This window comes from Hydrogenispora ethanolica, from assembly GCF_004340685.1.
Taxonomy (GTDB): Bacteria; Bacillota; UBA4882; order UBA8346; family UBA8346; genus Hydrogenispora; species Hydrogenispora ethanolica.
Genome location: NZ_SLUN01000035.1, coordinates 1 through 16,421 on the forward strand (window position 1 = coordinate 1; position 16,421 = coordinate 16,421).

The following is a 16,421-nucleotide window of genomic DNA, read 5'->3' on the forward strand; positions in this document are numbered from 1 at the left end:
TACTATACACTTTCCGTTCTTTGACCACTACACTCAGCTCCTTAGTTCTTTATTCTACCCTTTAACTGAGTGTCTGGCAATTCGGGTAAAAGTCATCCCTTACAAGGATGGTTCTCATCCTAACAAGGATGAAGAATATCCTAGTTGGACGGAAGATCATACCTGACACGAGAGGGGATAGACTGATATATTAGGGAGCCGGGATGAGGATTCGATGGAGCCGGACAACCGGACGCGCCGGCGGAAATAGAATGTGGCCGTTCGTCCGTCCTGGACCTTTCTATTCAAAAGCCGAACGCCAACGCGCCGCCGTCCACCGCAAAATCCTGTCCGGTGATGTACCGGGCGGCGTCGCTCACTAAAAACAAGGCCATCGCCCCGATATCCGTGGGTTCGCCGAACCGGTGCAGCGGCATCCGATTCAAAATCTTCTCCCGCCGCTCTTCATCCATGACCCGCAGCGCCATCGCCGAAGGGAACCAGCCCGGGGCAAGCGAGTTTACCCGGATGTTGTCGCCCGCCCACTCCACCGCCAACCCGCGCGTCAGCCCGATCACCGCCGCCTTCGACGAACAATAAGGCGTCACTTCCGAAAATCCCAGATGCCCGGCCATGGAGGAGATATTAACGATCCGCCCGACATGCTCCGATCGTTTCAAATAAGGGTAGACGATCTGCGACAGATGAAATACCGCGTCCAGGTTGACCTCATGGATTCGCTCCCACAGATCGGCCGGAAATGACTCGGCCCTGGCACGATGAGTCATCCCGGCGTTGTTGACGAGAAAGTCGATCCGGCCCGTTCCGGCGGCAATCTCGGCCACGATTCGCTCTACTTTCGGCCGGTTGGTGACATCGGTTTGAATGCTGATGATCCGGTCATCCGCCATGACGCTGGCAAGAGCCGGAGTCCGGCTCAAGTCGTAGATCCGGGCGCCGGCCGCCGCCAATGTCTTGGCGATGGCTAGACCCAGACCGCTGGATCCTCCGGTGACGATCCCCACCCGACCCTCCAATGAAAATAACTCTTCCAGCGCAGCCGCGACTCTTGATTCCAAAACAATTCTCCCCTTTCAAAGCGTTGTGATAAACCCCGTCCGAAGGTCAGGGTGAACACAAAAGCTCAGAGAAGCAAGTGATAAAGTCGATATTTAAACCTTTTCAGGCTGAACTGATTGGAAAGAGACTTTATCCCATGGCTTTTAAAAGCGTTGTAATAAACCCTGTCCGAAGGCCAGGGTGAAGATAAAAACTCAGAAAAGCAAGTGATAAAGTCGTTTTTTAGTCCATTGAAAGGATAATTTCCGAATTGAAGGACTTTATCACCTGGCTTTTACATCAAAATCATTCGCTCATTCCAGGACCCGATACGATACACACTGCCGCTCAATCAACTCCCAATCGAGCTCTACTCCGATTCCGGGTCCCTCGGGAACCGTGATCATTCCTTGACCGTCGATGGGCAGCCTTCCTTTCATCGGGAATTGAAAATGGTCTTCCGGAACGAAGTATTCAAAATAATCGCAGTTCCGGATGGCGCAGGTCACGTGCAGATTGACCATATCCATATAATTCATGGTAGTGGTATGAATCTCGCAGCGCAGTCCGAACGCTTCGGCCAAATGAGCGATCTTCAAGGTCCCGGTGACGCCGTTCTTCCAGGAGACATCAGCCCGAACAATATCAGCGGCATGGCCGGCCACCGACTGCGCCACGCCCCAATGGCAGCCGCGCGTGGTTTCGGTGGCCGCCACCGGAATGTCCAGGCTCCGGCAGAGTTCCTGGTATTTGTACAGCTCGAAGTCGCGGAACGGCTCCTCCAGCCAGACATAGTTTAATTTTTCAAGCTGCCGGCCGACCTTGATCGCCTCATCCAGACTGTATTCGGCCACTGGATCGCTGAAGAGCAGACAGTCGTCTCCCACTCCTTCACGCAATGCCTGATGCACCCGAAGATCGATTTGAACCGGTCCGGGCGGATGGGCCTTATACGCCTTGATCCCTTGAGACTGATAATATAACGCTTCCCGGACGTAATCATCGACCGTGGCGTGAAATAAGCCGCTGGCGTATACCGGAACCTGTCTTCGATACGCTCCCAAATACCGGTATAGCGGCAGCCCTGCCGCCTTGGCCGCGATATCCCATAACGCCACGTCCACCGGGCCGGTCAGATAGACGGGAAAAAAAGTCAAGTGCCGGTCGATATTCCAAAGTTCCTGCCAGATCGCTTCCCGGTCGTATGGATCCCGGCCGACCAGGATCGGGGCCACATTCTCCTGCAACAGGGCTTCCGTTACGACTCCCGAACGGGCCGCCAATGCGGTCGCGAGTCCTTCAATCCCGCTATCGGTGGTAATTTTAATGACTATCACATCCCACGGCATGTTGCTCTTGCCCTGCCGTTTCCGGTCGAACAGGCACTGATCCCGTTTGACCCACCAGGTCTCAACTTTTACGATTTTCACAGTCATTTCTCCCTTCATGCCGATGAAACAGCCACGTCCGCCGGAACGGCGGGCTTTTCCGGCGGCCTTTTATCCCTTCAGAGCCCCTTCCATCAGCCCTTTTTCAATAAAATAATTCTGCATGCTCAAAAAGACGATCAACAAGGGGATCAGGGTCAGCGTAATCACCGCGCACAATGTCCCATATTGCCAGGAAGCGGCCTCATCCCGCAAGAAGGTGATCCCCACCGCCAAAGTCTGCGCAGCCGGCGAACTGGTAAGAGTCCGGGCAAACATGAATTCGCCCCAAACATTAATGAAAGCGAAGATCAGCACCACTGCCAGGCCCGGCCGGGACAACGGCAGCATTACCTTGGACCAGACCTGATAGAAGTTGCACCCGTCGATCCAGGCCGATTCGGCGATCTCATTGGGAATATTGATGAATATCCCACGCATTACGAAGATCGACATCGGCAGGTTGATGGCGATGTATGGCAGGATTAACCCCAGATGCGAGTCAACCAGTCCAGCCCGGTTTTCCATGATATAAATCGGAATCAAATAAATCGCATACGGTAAGGTCAGAATGATCATGATAAACATCAGATATATTTTCTTACCAAAAAAATCCAGTTTGCCAAAAGCATATCCCATCATCGCGCTCAACAGAACCGTCCCCGCCACACTCCAAAAGGTGATCGAGACCGTATTCCAGAAGAAATTGACGAACTCTTTCATCTGAGTCAAAACTTTCACATAATGCTCCAGTGTAACCACGGTCGGCAAGATAATGATCTGGCTCGAATAGATCTCCTGGTTGGTTTTGAGCGATGTGAACAACGTCCATAAAAACGGCACTAAAAACAGGAATGACAGCGTCAGAAGCAGCAGGAAAATGATTCCTCGGGCGAGGGAGAATGGCGCTTTCATAGCATGGCCTCCTTATTCGGCGCGGCTTAATTTCATATTTAACAACGACAGGATCAAAATAATGGCTCCCATCACATAAGCAATGGCTGAAGCATAGCCCATTTCGTAAAACTTAAATGCATTTTCCCAAGTGTACTGATAAAGAACCAGCGTCGACGTTCCCGGGCCGCCTTGAGTCATGATAAACGGTTGCTCAAAAACTTTGATCGATTGAATAATTGCCCAGATCCCGCAGATCACAAAACTTTCTCGCAGGTTGGGGAGGGTGATGCGCCACGCTTTCTGGAACTCCGACGCCCCGTCCACGGTGGCGGCTTCGTATAATTCCCGGGGAATGCTTTGCAACCCCGCTAAAAACAGCACCACCAGCATTCCCATGTATTTCCACAAGCTGACCCCAACCAGGCTCAGCATGGCCCAGTGTTCGTCGCCCAACCAGTTTTTGGTCAGAAAACCCAAACCGAGCAGGTCACTTAGGAAAAAATTCAATAACCCGTAATTCTGATGCAAGATCCATTGGAATACGATGCCGGTCAGAGACAGCGGGATCACCACCGGCAGAAAAATGGAGGTACGAAAGAACCCGGACCACGGCACCCGCTTGTCCAGAATGATCGCGACCAATAACGATAAAATCATTACCGCCGAGAAGAAAAGGGCGCTGAAAAACATGGTGTTTGCGAATGCGGCGGTAAAATAATTGTCAGTCAGCATTTTGGCGTAATTTTGAAACCCGTTGAAAACCGGCTTGGTGTCGAAGGCGAAGTTGTATGAGCAAAAACTTAAATGGAGCGAGTAAAACAACGGATAAATCATGAAGACGAAGATAAATAGGAACCCGGGCATCAAAAAAAAGTAACCGGGAATTTGCCGCTTCAACCATTGCCGGACTCCGGAATTGGGGCGGCTCCCCGCTGGCATTGCGTTCATTATTATCACCCCATGGCTTTAACGGGAATCGCGGCCGTTTCCGGCCCGCGATTCCCGTCATAAATTTCGGCGCTCTAATCGTTACTTCAATCCGGTGCTCAGATCCAGTGAGCTGATGGTTCTTTTCAGGTTGCCCAAGGTTTCCTCGACCGATTGTTTGTCGGTCAGGCATTTCTGAATCTCCACCTGCAGGGTCTTGTCAAACTTAGTCCAGTCTTTGTACAGCGGTTCGGCAACACCCCGTTTCACCGTTTCCAGCACCAGCTTCCATTCGGGTGCGATGGCGCTGGAGTAATGGGCCGCCATCGGTGACATCTTGCCGTATTTATTGACCGAATACATCTGGAAGTCCCGGCTTAGAAGCTGTTCCTTGATAAATTGCTTGGCCAGGGTTTGCGCACGCGAGACCTTGGGAATGACGATTCCGTGCATGTACACCACTGACCCGCGCCGGTCGGTTCCGGGGAGCGGAATGACCGAGACGTTGGCGGCTCCCAGCAGATCGCCGGCCTCAATCCAACGGGAGGCCGCGCTGATATGCATCGCCACTTTACCCGCTTTAAAATTGCTGCGGCCCGCGTCCATATCGGCGAAAGTGTCGGTGGGGCTGTAGCCGTCCTTGACCAGGCGTTTCCAAATCGATAAAAGCTCTTTCGCTTCCTTGCTGGTGAAATCGATGGTCCGCTTGTCGGACTCATACATGCTGCCGCGCATTCCCTGCAGAGACGCCAGATAGGAATGGGCCATGAAATTGGCGCCCCAGTCGATTGACAAGCCGGTTTGGACCACTTTTCCGTTCTCGATAATCGTCGCCTTTTTGGCAAACTCGTATAACTCGTCCCAGGTGGCCGGAATTCTTACATTACCGGCTCCATCCACCAACCCGGCGTTTTTCATTAACTTCTTATTAACCACGATGGACATTACTTCGCCGAGAAGCGGCAGCATATACTGGGTGCCTTCAAAATTGCCCATTTCCAAAAATACCGGGGAAAAATCATTTTTCTGCAATTTTCTGTCGAAAAAACCTTTATCGAAGTTGATGATGTAATCTCTCGCGGCAAAGATCACCGCTTGCGACGAGAGCGGCCCCAACACCAGATCGCAATTGGTTTTGCCCTGGGACCATTGCAAGACGTAAGTGGTGGCGTCGGAATTGTCAACCTTGTCGAAAGTGACCTTGACGCCGGGATGAGCCTTGGAGAATTGCTCTGCGGCTTCGGTAAGCCGGTATTTACCGAACAGCCACGCCTGAGCGCTGATCCGAAGCTCCTTGGGGGCCGCCAAACCCAACGTCCCCAATGCCGCGCAGAGCATTGCCACGATTAAAGTCGCGGCGATGACCCGTTTGGGATTTCTTTGCATCTTTCATTCCTCCCTTTTATTGATACACGGTGAATTTTCACCGCAATTCTATCTGTAGCCATGGGGCTCCCACTTCCCGGTCGGGGCGGACTCGTCCTCCCGTCCCTAAAATCCAATTAATGCTCCTCCGTCCACCGGCAAGACAATGCCGTTGACGAACGAGGCGGCGGGAGAAGCCAGATAAACACCGGCCCAGCCGATATCTTCGGACTTGCCGAATCGGGCCATGGGCGTTCGTCCCAGAATCTTGTTTTTCCGTTCCGGATCCCCATTCAATGCCTGATGCAGCATAGGGGTTTCGATCCAGCCCGGCGCGATGCCGTTGACCCGGATCCCGTACTCTGAAACCTCGGTAGCCAATGTCCGGACCATGCCCAAATACCCCGACTTGGCGCAGGAATAGGCGATCACATAGGGCTGTCCGATGAACGCAGTCATCGAGGCCTGAAAGATGATGTTCCCTTTCCCCTGCGCCTTCATATATGGAATCACCGCCCGCGACAGGGCGAACGCCCCCATCACATGCACGTCGATGACTTTCCGGAAATCGGCGTCGGTCGTCTCCTCGATCGGTTTTTTGCAATGAACCCCGGCATTGTTCACCAAAATCGTAACCGGCCCCAGCGTCTCGACCACTTCCCGGACGAAGTCCCCGGTCCGCTCGGTAGCGACAATGTCAAACCGTCGGTAATGAGCTTGCGGTCCCAGCTCTTCGCAGACTCGGCGGCCGGTCTCCTCATCCTCCAGCCCCACCAGAACCACTTCCGCGCCGGCGCTGACGAAACAGCGCGCCATGGCGTGGCCGAGGCCGGTGGTTCCTCCGGTGATCAGCGCCCGTTCGCCCTTCAGGCTGAACATTTCTTGATAGTCCTTCATGAGTTGCACCTCTTTGTTGATGTTTCCAAATTTTGATATTTATAGGGGATATAATATTCCTTGTGCCTCAGACGCTCGGCTTTGGTCGGCCGGCCGGCGCAGGCTTCCATCACGGCTTCGAGCAGTTCGGCGGCGAGTTCCGCCAAGGTTTTCTCGCCGCTGAGCGCCGGCCCGGCGCAAAAATCCAGATCATCCTCCATCCGCCGATAGGTGCGTTGGTTGCCAGTAATCTTGAGCACCGGCGCGACCGCGTTCCCCACCACCGTGCCCCGGCCGGTCACTAAAAACAGCAGTTGCGCGCCGCAGGAAGCCAGCACCGTCAGCCCCTCGTTGTCATTGGGATTGGTATAGCCGAATCCCATCCAATAAGGGTCGGGCGTGCTGTCCAGCAGCCACAGTCCCTTGCATTCCGGCCGCTGGGATGCTTTCAGCACCCCCTCGATGGGCCGGGAACCGCTTTTGGCCAGCGCTCCCATGCTCTTCTCCTCGATGGTGCTCAGCCCGCCCGCGAAGTTTCCCGGCGAAACTGAGAACTGGCGCACCGACTTGCAATACTCCAGCGCCTTGTCATAGGTGGCACCGATCTCCCGCCGGGCCCAGTCGGTCCGGCCCCTGGCCGTCAACTGCTCCCGCAGGCCGACCGCCTCGACGATCTCTTCGAAGATCGCGGTGCCGCCTGAGTCCACCAGCAGATCGAAGCATTTACCGACCACCACATTCCCGGCCAGTCCCGAGGTGAAGTCGGAGCCGCCGCATTCGGCGCCGATGATCAGATCGGCCAGGCCCATCGTTACGCGGACCGACTCGGCGGCTAACCGCTTCAAGAAATCCCGCACGATCTCCCGGCCCCGCGCCACGGATCCCGGAGTGCCGCCGCTCTCTTGAATCAGCAGCCACGCGCCGGGTTTGCCTGCTTCCCCGGCTTTCCGGGCCAAGCGGTCGGCCTGAATGTATTCGCAGCCCAGGCCCACCGCCAGCACCGCTCCCACATTGGGATGGCGGATCAGGGCCAGCAACATCCGGACGGCGTACTCATTGTCAGTGCAACCTTGGAAACCCACCACGTCCACGTCATCCTCGGGAAAGTCCGCCCCAATCGCCTTGGCGACGAATGAAGCGCATTCCACAGTATAGATCACCAACACTTTGTTCCGGATTCCCTTGGACCCGTCTCGACGCAAAAACCCCTGCCAGCTTCGAATGGGATCGCTCATCATCGCTGCTCCTCGGCCATTTTTTTACTTGTAGCGCGTGTCCGTCGGCGCTCCGGTCTCCGGATCCAGCGTGGACGAGCGCGCGTCATAGCGGCTGCGGCAGTTGTGCAGGTGCACCCATTCGCCCGCGCCGATAAGCCGGGTGGCCTCTCCGATGGCGATCCCGTATTTGATGATCGCTTCTCCGGCGCCGATGGGCCGGTTGGCCAATTTATGCCCGTTTTTGATCGGCGCGGCGATCGCAATCGCCGGATAGGCCGGTCCGCCGGTTACTTTCACCCATCCCGGCTCCAGATCGGAGAGGGCCGTGCAGACATTGTCCGCCGCTTCAATCTGAAAACACGTCTGGTGAAACCGGTCCGCCATTTACATCGCCTCTTCCCCGGAAAAATAACGCCGCGCGTTATGAAAGCAAATATCCTCCACCATCTTCCCCATCCGGTCCAGGTCGCGCGGGGCCCGGCCCGACTCGATCCAGCCTCCCAGCAAATTGCAGAGGATCCGCCGGAAATACTCGTGGCGGGGATAGGATAAGAAGCTTCTGGAATCGGTGAGCATCCCCACGAACCGGCCGAGCAGCCCCAGATTGGCCAGGGCCTGCAATTGCCGGAGGATCCCGTCTTCCTGATCATTGAACCACCAGCCCGAGCCGAACTGGATCTTCCCCGCTACCCCGCTGCCCTGGAAATTGCCGATCATCGTCGCCACCACCTCATTGTCGCTGGGGTTGAGACAATAAAGGATCGTCCGCGGCAGCTCATCACGCTGATCGAGCGCGTCCAGCAACAGGGCCAGGGGCTTGGCGAAGGGCCGGTCGCCGATGGAATCGAACCCGAACACTCCTTGCATCCGGGTGTTATTGAAACGCAGCGCGCCGATATGCAACTGCATCGCCCAGTCCAATTCGTGATAAAGCCGGCCCAGAAACAGCAGGGTCTCGGTTTGGAATGCCTCCGCCGCCGCTTGGGAGATCTCCCCGCCGCGCATCCGCCGGCGGAACGTCTCCGCCAGCGCGCCGGGGTCAGCCCGTTCGAAAACAACCTCATCCAAGGCGTGATCCGAGAGCTGGCAGCCCCGGGCGTGGAAGAAACGAGCCCGTTCCTCCAGCGCCTCCAGAAACCGGTGATAGGAATCATGGATCGCGATCCCGGCCGACTCCGCCAAGCGCTCCACCCAGTCCGGAAATTCGTCCGCCGCGATGGCCAGGGCGCGGTCGGGCCGGAAGGCCGTGGACACCCGGACCTGAAAATCGAAATCCTCCCAGATCTTTTGATGGCTCGACAGCGTATCCAGCGGATCCTCGGTGGTCATTATGGTATGCACGTTGGAGCGGCGGAGCAGATTCTTGACCGAAAACGCCTCGGTGGCCAACAGCGTGTTGCATCGCTCCCAGATCGAGGCCGCACTGTTCTCGTCGAGCAGGTCCCGAATACCGAAATACCGTTGCAATTCGAGATGGGTCCAATGATACAGCGGATTGCCGATACAATACGGCACCGTCGCCGCCCAGGCCCGGAATTTCTCATCATCCGGCGCGTTGCCGGTGACGAACCGCTCGTCAATCCCATTGCTTCGCATCGCCCGCCATTTGTAATGATCGCCGCCCAACCAGATCTCAGTCAGGTTGGCGAAGCGCCGATCGACGGCGATCTCCTCCGGCGGCAGATGACAGTGGTAATCGTAGATCGGCAACTTGGCGGCATAGCCGAAATACAGCTCGCGGCCGGCCGCGTTGTCCAGCAAAAAATTTTCGTCCAAAAATTCTCTCATGGCATGCTCCCGTCGTCACTGATTTCCAGAGGTCCCCCACGGGTACTCCGGCTACAAGATCCCGAACTGCTTAAACGCGTCGGTACTGGACATGCCGTTCTCGATCGCCCGGCGCACCACCTTTTCGCCGCGCGCCTTCTCCAGCGCTAGCGTGATCACGTCCGCCTCCAGCTCCGACGGGATAATTAACACCCCGTCCTGATCGGCGAAGACCAGATCGCCCGGACGGACCTCAACCCCGCCCACCTCAATGGGGCAACGATAATTGAGCACCTGGGTCCGGACTGACGAATCCTGTGCATAACGGCCCCGGGAAAACACCGGCCAATTTTGCTCCAAAACCATGGGCGTGTCCCGGTGGAAGCCGTTGATCACCGCGCCGGCCGCACCCCGTTTCCTGGCGGTGGCAGTCAGCAACTCTCCCCAATAAGCGCAACGCATCTCGCCGCCGCTGGCCAGGTAAACCTCGCCCTCCCGCAACTGGTCCAGAGCCTCCGTCAACAGTCCGAATGGTTTGGCCTGCTGGCCATAGACGTCGATCATTAGCACCGGCATCGCCCGGCCCGCCAGTACCATGCTCTCGCGCAGCGGCTGGATCGGCTGGGGCAGGAACTGATGATATCTTCCTTTTTGGTCGAGGATATCCCCGACCACCGGCGTATACAATTCGCTTTGCATCAGTTGGAAAAGCTCGCGGTCACTAGCCCATTCCGGCATGTTAAATCATCCTTTATTGATTGCTCGTTTACCTAATTGTGTTATAATTATAATATAGCTGTAACAAGATTACATTGCGAATAATTGCTTGAAAATCTATAAAAATTGCGGGAGTTTCCGATGAGCCGGTACTTGTACAAAGTCAACGACGCCTTCCTGCCGAAGTCGAAATTCATCTTGTATACCCCTGGCCCGTCCGCCAAAAGACTACCCTTCCGAGTCACAGCCTGTGGCCATTTTTTCGCTACCGCCGCCTACGAGGTGGAACGGGAAGGGTTGAATAATTGCCTGCTGATCCTCACCGTTTCGGGCACGGGAGAGATCACCTACGCCAACCGGAAATTTCAAGCCCAAAAGGGCCAGGCGTTCCTGATCGATTGCAACGGATATCATCATTACCGGACCGTGGGGGACGAATGGGAGATCCTCTGGGTACGTTTCGACTGCCACCCGGAGATCGATTACCTGCACCTGCTCAATGGCGACTCATTCGAGATGGTTCGGTTTGAGAACACGTCCAAGATTGAAAAAAACATCGAAAAAATTCTCGAATTGACCCAACGCCGCGAGTCGACCGTGGACTTAAGCCTCTCGCATCTGATGAGCAGCCTCCTTACCGAGCTCAGTCTCCGCAAACAGGAGCAGTCCGCCTCGCATCTACCATTGTCGGCTAAAACGATCATCAGCGACGCGAGCGCCTTTCTAGAAGCCCATTTTGCCGAAGAGATCCACATCGGTCAACTCGCCCGGAACTATTTTCTAAGCCAATACGCGTTTATACGCCTCTTCAAAAAACAGACCGGCCTGACACCGTATGAGTATTTGCTGAAGATCCGGATCACCGAGGCCAAGATCCTGCTGGAACGGAGCGACCGCACCATCAATGAAATCGCCGGGCTGGTCGGTTTCAACAATCAGAACAATTTCATCCGCAAGTTCAAGCTACTGGTCTCTACCACGCCATTACGCTACCGCAATCTGAACCGGTGACCTGGGCGGAGTGAAACGGGATTTACGATAAAAAAAGCCTCCGGTATTTGCGTCTTTTTTACTTAACGCAAATACCGGAGGCTTTTTCACGGGTTCATCCCGTGGTCACCAAAATGCCGTCCCGAAGCCGATTACTGAAAAAGCTCAACTCCCCGATACTCAAACCAGTCAAAATCGGCATGATTTTGGCTGGGCCGGCCATTGCTGCTGGTAAACATGCCAAGGTAGGTACCGACAAATCCTCCGGCCACATCGGTGCTGAGCATCCGGCCATCAACCTTCTCGATCAGCGCCTCTCCACAGGCCTCGTCCGCGCCATAATAAAAGCTGTACTCCTGGCCTCGCGCGGTGACTTTCAGATAGAGACAAGGCGAGCCAAAAGCTCGCTCCGCGAGGATCTCCTCTTCCCCGGCGGCGCAACGCACCAGGCGAAGCAGGGGTTGCCCGTCCCGTAAGGAATATTCGAAACGGAAATGATATTGGTTGCTCTGGACCAAGGCCAGGCCGGCGGTTTCCGCTACGCTGCCGGGCCGGAACTCCATTGCCGTGACGGCGACGAAATTCCGGTGTTGCTGCCGCCGCCCCACGAAAGCCGGATTCACCGTTTCCGAAAGTCTCTCGGGTTTGGTCCCAAGCCGCAACATTCCCGGACGCGCCGTAAGGCTCCAGAAGGGTTCCCGGGGCGTCCGGATGAAATTCCAAGTGTCATCGAGCCGGTCCTGATCGAAATCATCGCGGGCCGCCCGGATGGGGACCGGAGCTTCCGGCAGATGGGGCGCAGGATACCGCTCTTCGATCCTCCCGCTGCCCGGGCTGACGATGGGCCATTCATCCTCCCATTGCAACGGGATTAAAAATGTCTCCCGCCCCAGATTGCGATAGTAGCCGCCGTAGGGACGGGAGGCCAGGGCTACCATCCACCATTCCCCATGCTGAGTCCGGACCAGATCGGCATGACCCACATTGACAATGGGATAGGCTTTCCCCAAGTGACGATGGGTCAGGATGGGGTTGGCGGGATTTCCTTGGTAAGGTCCGGTCAGTTGACGGCTGCGGGCGATGGTCACCGCGTGGTGGTAGTCCGTGCCGCCCTCGGCAATCATGAGATAAAACCAATTCCCGATTTGGTAGAGATGAGGGCCCTCGGGCCAGATCGCCTCGCGGAGCGCACCGCGCCACAGCGGATATTTTTCACCGATCAACGCCATTCGGCCGAGGTCCAATTCCTGCAGCCAGATCTCCCAATTACCGAAATAACGCTCGCCCTCCGGCGCCGGCCGCGTACCGACGTAATAAGCCCGGCCGTCATCCGTAAAAAATAACGAAGGGTCGATCCCGGGGGCGTCCGGCAACCAATAAGGCTCCGACCACGGTCCGGCCGGATCGGCGGCGGTGACGACGAAATTGCCGCCTTTGGAGATATTGGTGGAGATCACATAAAAGAGCCCTTGATGATAACGGATCGTCGGAGCAAAGATCCCCTCGGAGTGGCCCACCCCATCCAGATCGAGTTGAGACGGGCGGTCCAGAACATGGCCGAGCTGTTCCCAATGGACCAGATCTCGGCTGTGGAAGATCGGTATCCCGGGAAAATAGGCAAATGACGAAGTCACCAGATAATAATCCTCAGCCACACGGCAGATCGACGGGTCAGGGTAAAATCCGGACAGAATCGGATTGTCGAAAGAAAGATCCGCTGTCATTGTTGGGTTCATGCCTCACCTTTATGCAAAGAATTGGAATCCGCGTTGCGACGCTCCGGAAAATCAACCTTTCAGCGCGCCGGCCAACGTGGTTCCCTCGATAATCTTCTTTCGGAAGATGATATATAAAATTATGGTCGGAGCGGCCGAAATGATCACTCCCGCGGCATACTGCGGGAAATAGTTGGCCCCCATCTGTCCCATGAATTGGGACACGCGCAACTGCAATGTGAAAAGATTCTGCGAATTGAGCAAAATGAGCGAGAGCATGAAATCGCTCCAAGCGCCCATGAAAGTGAGCAAAACCGCCAAGATCGAAGCGGACTTTGTCAAGGGAAGCATGATCCGGAAAAAGATCATCCAGTGCCCCGCGCCGTCAATCTTGGCCGCCTCCATCAGTTCCGCGGGCAGCGTACTGAAGAAAGAACGGTAAATCATAGTCCAAAACGGTATCCCAAACGTGGCGATGGCCAGGAACAAGCCCGGCAGCGTGTTGATCAGCTGCAGCTTGAGATCCAGTTTATACAGAGGAATCAAAACCATTTGCGCCGGCACAAAAAATCCGGCCATCACGACGTAGAATAGCACATTCGTCACCTTGGTGCGGTAGCGGGAAAAAATATAACCAGCCATGGCCGCAGGCGGAACTGTGGTAAGAATGGCGCCCAGACAGACAATGAAGGTGTTGAACATCCCCTGGCCAAGCTTCACCGCTTCCCAGGCGATCTGAAAGTTTTCCAACCGGAACTGCTGCGGTAAATTCCAAGGATGATAGGCAAATTCCAACGGAGTCTTGAATGCGAATAAAAATGGCAAAATCAACGGCAGGATAACCGCGCTCGCCAAAATGATCAGTATCAGGTGAATGACAACCGACGCAAGGCTAGGCCTGTTCTTTCTCGACTCTTCCAAATCCTCCAGCCCGGTCATTTTTAAATCTGGCTGCAATTTCATTCATGGTTCCCCCTTATCGCTTTTTACTCTAGGGACGCTATATAGGTTGAATTAAATTTCTATAGCCGATTTTAGGATTGCAAATCGTAGTAAAGAAATTTATTTCATCCTATCCAACGCCTCTCGCTAGTTCTGCGACTCCCGTTGTAAAGAGAATTGAACGATGGTGAAGGCCAGCGAGAGTAAAAAGATAATCACTCCAATGGCTGCCGCTTTTCCATACTGCCAATTTAGAAATCCTTCACGATACAACGTAATGCCCAAAGTGACCGTGGAAGTCCCGGGCCCCCCAGTGGTAACCATCCAGGGCAGGTCAAAAAGCTTCAGGCTGCCCACCGTGCAGAGGATCGCCTGAATGCGGAGCGCGTAGGATATCTGCGGAACCACAATGTAACGGGCGTATTGCCATTTATTGGCGCCATCAATCACTGCCGCTTCGCGAAGCTCGGCCGGGATCTGCTCAATATTCGCCATGAAATAAATAATGCCGAACCCGATATAAGCCCAGGTAGCCAAAGCAAAAACCGACCAGAAGGCCAGCTTGGGATCGCCGAGAAAGTCAATCCGTTCAAGCCATCCCCAACCTAACGTTTTCGCCAGGGTGACAATAACGCCGGAGTTGGGCTGAAAAATAAACAGCCCCAACATGGCGGTGATGGCCGACGGCAAAACATTGCTCAAGTAATAGACACCGCGCAACCCTTTGATCAAGCGCGTTTTGTAATTGGTACAGGTAAAAGCGATGAAAAAAGCGAGCGGGATTTGAATCACCACACTCCAAAATGCCCATTGAAAGACATGGAGTAAGCCCGCGAGAAACTCTTCGTTCGAGAATAGCTTGATATAGTTGTAAAAACCGATGAATACCTCCTCGCCGAGGCCACTGGCGCGCATCAGCGAGATGCGGAACGTCTCCACGATGGGATAAAACATAAAAATTCCGAGTATCAAGAATGCCGGCAATAAAAGCACAATCTTAAAAATCAGTTCCGACCAGTCAAAGCTCTTTTTCATCGTGTTTTGGGCAGTTGCCATGGATATACCACCCCGATTTTCGTAGTGATGAGTTTTGTTCTGCATTGATTCCGGAGAGAAGATTTTCATCCTCTCTCCGGAATCAATATTACATCCCTATCTGTTGAACAAGGTTTAATACCCGGTTGTTCAACAGACTCCTTATAATTCAAAAAAATTCTTCTGGCATCGCCAATTGAGGAATTGTTACTTCTTTATCGGACCCATGTTTTCTTCGACCAACTCTTCGAATTTGGTAAGCGCTTTTTTCACGTCCGTATCGGGGAGGTAGAAAGTCTGGATGGTAGTATTGATCGGCGTAGAGACCGTGGCGGGAAGATCCTGGTCCCACCAGAACTGTACTCTTTTCGCCTTCCCCAGAACATTGCTGGATGCCATGCCAGTGAGGCGCGTCGGCGGCTTGACACCGGGAACGGAACAAACCCGTCCGGTTTCGGCTTCGCAAGCTTCCACGCTCATCGCATATTTCATGAAACGGACAATGGCGGCTTTTTTCTTCTCGCCGAGCTTCGTGGCTGCGAATCCGACATCCGTCATTCCCATGACATCGCTGACCAAACCTTTGCCGCCCTTCAAAACCGGGACCGCGTAACAACCGATGGTCTGATCGGTCTGCTTCGGATCCGAGTACAGTCCGCACAACCAGGAACCGGAAATTTGCATCGCCGCTTTGCCCGTGGACATCAGCAACTGAGCGTCGCCATAACCTTCAGACAGCGGTTTTGTTCCAAAATACCCTTTTTTGGCCCAGTCCTGATATTTCTGAGCGGCCTGCACAAAAGGAACGGAATCAAACCGGACTTTTCTGTCGACGGCTTGCGGAAACACGTTGCCGCCGTAACGGTTGACCAGGTACATATAGGTGGCGAGGACCGGCCATTGATCCTTGGCGCCCACCGCAAACGGCTGAATGCCTTTGGCCTTTAAGGCATCGGCCACTTTTTCCAGCTCATCAAAGGTGGTTGGCACAGACAGCCCCAGTTCCTTGAATTTCCCCTCGTTCACAAACAAGCCGGCTACTGCGAAAAACGGCGCGACCCCGTATACCCGGCCCTTGTAACTCATCGCCGCTCTGGCAGCGGAGCTGGTTGGGACCTTGGCCAAATCTTTGGTCAAATCCAACAATTTGCCGGCCGCGGCAAACTGACCCATGAAAGAACCGCCCCAGGACTGGAAGATATCCGGGCCCTGGTTATTCGGCAGGGAAACCTTCAACTTATCATTCAAAGGCGAACCCTGGGTGCCGAAAGTAATCCAGTCCAGTTTGATGTCGGGATTTTTGGCTTGGAAATTTTTGAATAAGGCTACAAAATAAGCCGCTTGCGGATTTTGTGTTTCTGTCGGACCGTTAACGCCCCAGACGGTCAATGTTATCTGGGGAGCCGCGTAGACCGGAACCAATAAAGCAATCATCAAAGCCAGTACACAAACCATACAAAACAGTCTGGTGTTTTTCATTTCTTTATTTTTCCTCCCTTTCAAATTTG

The 16,421-nt window shown here is 54.6% G+C and carries 15 protein-coding genes; 1 reads left to right on the forward strand and 14 read right to left on the reverse strand.

Features of this window, described 5'->3' with window-relative positions; all coding sequences use genetic code 11:
* Positions 1 to 284 precede the first annotated feature (284 nt).
* From EDC14_RS21110 to EDC14_RS21155, 10 genes are all read right to left on the reverse strand, one after another.
* Complete coding sequence (locus tag EDC14_RS21110) at positions 285 to 1,058, reverse strand: SDR family NAD(P)-dependent oxidoreductase (RefSeq protein WP_243663058.1); 774 nt, start codon at positions 1,056 to 1,058, stop codon at positions 285 to 287.
* A 294-nt stretch (positions 1,059 to 1,352) separates the two neighbouring features.
* Positions 1,353 to 2,468, reverse strand: a complete 1,116-nt coding sequence (locus EDC14_RS21115) for an enolase C-terminal domain-like protein (RefSeq protein WP_132016303.1) — start codon at positions 2,466 to 2,468, stop codon at positions 1,353 to 1,355.
* Between the two features lie 69 nt (positions 2,469 to 2,537).
* The gene (locus tag EDC14_RS21120; RefSeq protein ID WP_132016304.1) at positions 2,538 to 3,380 is read right to left on the reverse strand and encodes a carbohydrate ABC transporter permease; all 843 of its coding nucleotides are present in this window, start codon (positions 3,378 to 3,380) and stop codon (positions 2,538 to 2,540) included.
* 12 nt (positions 3,381 to 3,392) lie between these two features.
* Positions 3,393 to 4,310 (reverse strand): carbohydrate ABC transporter permease, encoded by a 918-nt coding sequence (locus EDC14_RS21125; protein WP_243663059.1) that lies wholly within the window; start codon positions 4,308 to 4,310, stop codon positions 3,393 to 3,395.
* An 81-nt stretch (positions 4,311 to 4,391) separates the two neighbouring features.
* Positions 4,392 to 5,675, reverse strand: coding sequence for an ABC transporter substrate-binding protein (locus EDC14_RS21130; RefSeq protein WP_132016305.1), 1,284 nt, complete (start codon positions 5,673 to 5,675; stop codon positions 4,392 to 4,394).
* A 105-nt stretch (positions 5,676 to 5,780) separates the two neighbouring features.
* Positions 5,781 to 6,551, reverse strand: coding sequence for an SDR family NAD(P)-dependent oxidoreductase (locus EDC14_RS21135; RefSeq protein WP_132016306.1), 771 nt, complete (start codon positions 6,549 to 6,551; stop codon positions 5,781 to 5,783).
* Positions 6,548 to 7,765, reverse strand: coding sequence for a UxaA family hydrolase (locus tag EDC14_RS21140; protein ID WP_132016307.1), 1,218 nt, complete (start codon positions 7,763 to 7,765; stop codon positions 6,548 to 6,550). The genes EDC14_RS21135 and EDC14_RS21140 overlap by 4 nt, the downstream gene beginning before the upstream one ends.
* A 24-nt stretch (positions 7,766 to 7,789) precedes the next feature.
* Positions 7,790 to 8,131 carry a UxaA family hydrolase gene (locus tag EDC14_RS21145; RefSeq protein WP_132016308.1) on the reverse strand — a complete coding sequence of 114 codons (342 nt, stop codon included), beginning with the start codon at positions 8,129 to 8,131 and terminating at the stop codon, positions 7,790 to 7,792.
* On the reverse strand, positions 8,132 to 9,535 hold the full coding sequence (gene uxaC / locus EDC14_RS21150) for a glucuronate isomerase (RefSeq protein ID WP_132016309.1): 1,404 nt from the start codon (positions 9,533 to 9,535) through the stop codon (positions 8,132 to 8,134).
* A gap of 51 nt (positions 9,536 to 9,586) precedes the next feature.
* Entirely contained in the window at positions 9,587 to 10,252 is a 666-nt protein-coding gene (locus EDC14_RS21155) for an RraA family protein (protein WP_132016310.1), read from the reverse strand.
* Between the two features lie 120 nt (positions 10,253 to 10,372).
* Here EDC14_RS21155 and EDC14_RS21160 point away from each other — a divergent pair, with 120 nt between their 5' ends.
* A complete protein-coding gene (locus EDC14_RS21160) occupies positions 10,373 to 11,242 on the forward strand; it encodes an AraC family transcriptional regulator (protein ID WP_132016311.1) in 870 nt (289 codons plus the stop codon).
* Positions 11,243 to 11,373: 131 nt separating this feature from the next.
* Here the strand turns inward: EDC14_RS21160 and EDC14_RS21165 are convergent, their stop codons facing one another.
* From EDC14_RS21165 to EDC14_RS21180, 4 genes are all read right to left on the reverse strand, one after another.
* Positions 11,374 to 12,957, reverse strand: a complete 1,584-nt coding sequence (locus EDC14_RS21165) for a glycoside hydrolase family 43 protein (RefSeq protein ID WP_243663060.1) — start codon at positions 12,955 to 12,957, stop codon at positions 11,374 to 11,376.
* 51 nt (positions 12,958 to 13,008) lie between these two features.
* Positions 13,009 to 13,899, reverse strand: a complete 891-nt coding sequence (locus EDC14_RS21170; protein ID WP_132016312.1) for a carbohydrate ABC transporter permease — start codon at positions 13,897 to 13,899, stop codon at positions 13,009 to 13,011.
* A 126-nt stretch (positions 13,900 to 14,025) separates the two neighbouring features.
* On the reverse strand, positions 14,026 to 14,934 hold the full coding sequence (locus tag EDC14_RS21175; RefSeq protein WP_165908197.1) for a carbohydrate ABC transporter permease: 909 nt from the start codon (positions 14,932 to 14,934) through the stop codon (positions 14,026 to 14,028).
* A gap of 186 nt (positions 14,935 to 15,120) precedes the next feature.
* Complete coding sequence (locus EDC14_RS21180) at positions 15,121 to 16,392, reverse strand: ABC transporter substrate-binding protein (RefSeq protein ID WP_132016314.1); 1,272 nt, start codon at positions 16,390 to 16,392, stop codon at positions 15,121 to 15,123.
* Between the last annotated feature and the right edge of the window lie 29 nt (positions 16,393 to 16,421).